We start from the raw sequence: 2,685 nt of genomic DNA on the forward strand, positions 1-2,685 counted from the left end.
ACGCCGGGCGTGTTCTGGAGACGGTTCCCCAGTGCGGTGGGCAGGGCTTCGCCGCCGACCGACAGGTGCCGCAGCGGTGAGGCGACGAGGTCGAAGTCGGTGTCGAGCATCGCTTGCAGAACGGTCGGGACCAGCTCGACGAAACCGATCGGCTCGTCGCGCAGAATCGCGGCCAGGTATTCCGGGTCACGCTCACCGGCGGGCCGGATCAGGCGGACGGCGGCGCCGATGGTGAGCGGCCAGAAGAATTCCGGAACGGCGACGTCGAAGCCCACCGACGTCTTCTGGAGCACGCGTTCGGTGTCGGTGATAGGGAACGTTTCCTGCCGCCAGGCGATGAGGTTGACGATCGCCTGATGCGGAACCGCCACGCCCTTCGGCCGCCCGGTCGTCCCGGACGTGAAGATGACGTAGGCGGTGTCGAGCGGCGACAGCGGCCGGGACAGAACGGGTTCTCCGGGGAGGCCCGGCAACGGTTCTTCGATCACCAGGGCTGGGGCGGCGTCTTCCAGAATGGTCTGGATGCGGCCCGCCGGATATGAGGTGTCGATGGGCACGAACGCCGCGCCCACCCGCACGACGGCGGCGAGCGTCACTACGAGATCCACCGACCGGGGCAGGATCACCGCCACCCGGTCACCGATGCCCACGCCCCGGTCCAGCAGGACCCGGGCGACGCCGTTCACCCGCGTGTCGAACTGCGCGTACGTCAGCTCGGCGCCGTCGTCGTCCACCACCGCGATGCCCTCGGGCGTCGCGGCGACCTGCCGCCGGATCAGCCCGTCCAAGGTCGCGTCGGGGACGTCCAGCGCCTCGCCGGTCACCGCGCCGACGGTCGCTGCGGACGGCGGCGTCAGTTCCGCGACCGGCAGCGCCGGGGTCGCGGCGATGGCGGCCAGGACCTGCTGGAACGTGGTGATGAACCGGTCGATGGTGGCGGCGTCGAACAGGTCGGTGGCGTAGGTGAGGTGGCCGTCGAGTCCGGCCGGGGTCTCCGCGAGGTCGAGTTCGAGGTCGGTTTTCGCGGCGGCGAGGGTGGCGTCGATGTTCTCGACGGTGAGGCCGTCGAGGGCGATGTCGTCGGTCTGCGGGTCGGCGTGGTGGGTCAGCATGACCTGGAAGAGGGGGTTGCGGCTCTGGTCCCGCTCGACGCCCGCGACCCGGGTGATCTCCTCGAAGGGCGCGGTCTGGTGGGCGAAGCCGTCCAGGACGGTCTGCCGGGTGCGCAGGAGAAGGTCGGTGATCGTGTCGGCGGGCTTGAGCCGGTGCCGGACCGGGAGTGTGTTGACGAAGTAGCCGACGACGTCTTCGAGTTCGTGTTCGGTCCGTCCGGCGACGGGCGATCCGATCACCAGGTCGTCGCCGCCGCCGAGCGCCGACACGGTGAGCGCCGTCGCCGCGTGGACGATCATGAACATGGTGACGTTCAGGTCGTCCGCGACCGCCCGCAGGCCCGTGACGGTCTCGGCGGCGACGGTCAGGCCGACGTCCGCGCCGCCGTGGGTCGGCTCGGCCGGGCGGGGCCGGTCCAGCGCGATGGTCGACTCCGCCGGGGCGTCGTCCAGCGCCGTGCGCCAGTGGCCGAGAAGACGCGCCAGCTCCGAGTCGGGGTCGGCGGCGTCGCCGAGGACGTCGCGCTGCCAGACGGCGTAGTCGGCGTACTGCACGGGCAGCGGCTCCCACGCGGGCGCCGCGCCCGCGAGCCGTGCCCGGTAGGCCGTCGAGAGGTCGCCCAGCAGGAGCGGGAACGACCACTCGTCCACCGCATGGTGGTGGATGGCCAGGACGAAGACCCACTCCGCGTCCGAGACGCGGAGCAGCGCCGCGCGGACGGGGAGGTCCGTCCCCAGGTCGAACGCGCCCTGGACGGTCTCGTCCACCCGTGCGTCGCTGAACGCGTCCACGTCCAGGTGGAGCCGGGCGGCGGCGTCTTCGGCGGGGACGACGATCTGCCGGAGTCGCCCGTCCTCCTCGGTGATCAGGGTTCGCAGTGCTTCGTGCCGGGCCACGACGTCTTGCAGTGCGGTGCCGAGCGCGGCCTCGTCCAGCGTGCCGGTGAGGCGCAGCACGAGCGGCACGACGTAGCGGGAGCCGGGGCCGCCGAGCTGCTCGATCAGCCATAGCGACTGCTGCCCGTAGGACACCGGCAGCAGCGCGGGCCGCGCGACCTCGCCCACCGTGCGGAGCGGCGGCGCGGCGTCCGGGGCGGCGCCGTCGACCAGTTCGGCCAGCCGGGCGATCGTCGGGCGGTCGAAGACGTCGCGCAGCGTCAGGCCCGTGGCCAGCCGGGCGCCGGCGCGGGAGACGGCGCGGGTGGCGAGCAGCGAGTGCCCGCCGAGGCGGAAGAAGTCGTCGTCCACCGACAGCGCGGCGTCGTCCGGCAGCCGCAGGACCTCCCGGAACACCTCGGACAGGACGCGTTCGGTGGCGGTTCGGGGGGTTCGTCCGGTGGTGCCGCCGAGGTCGGGGGTGGGGAGGGCGCGGCGGTCGAGCTTGCCGTTGGCGGTGACGGGGAGGGCGGCGAGGGAGGTGAACGTGGTGGGGACCATGTAGTCCGGGAGGCGCGCCTCGGTGTGGGCGCGCAGTGTCTCCGGCGGTACCGACGCGATCACGTAGGCGGCGAGGTATTTGCCGCCTGCGGGGTGGTCGAGGGCGATGACGGCTGCGGCGGAGACGTCTTCGTGG

At 72.6% G+C, this 2,685-nt stretch carries 1 protein-coding gene; it reads right to left on the reverse strand.

The genetic code is table 11. The features are described from left to right. The coding region (locus C229_RS0128845) for a condensation domain-containing protein (RefSeq protein WP_018658595.1) at positions 1 to 2,685 on the reverse strand (2,685 nt) is incomplete at both ends.

It is taken from the genome of Actinomadura flavalba DSM 45200 (assembly GCF_000374305.1).
GTDB lineage: Bacteria > Actinomycetota > Actinomycetes > Streptosporangiales > Streptosporangiaceae > Spirillospora > Spirillospora flavalba.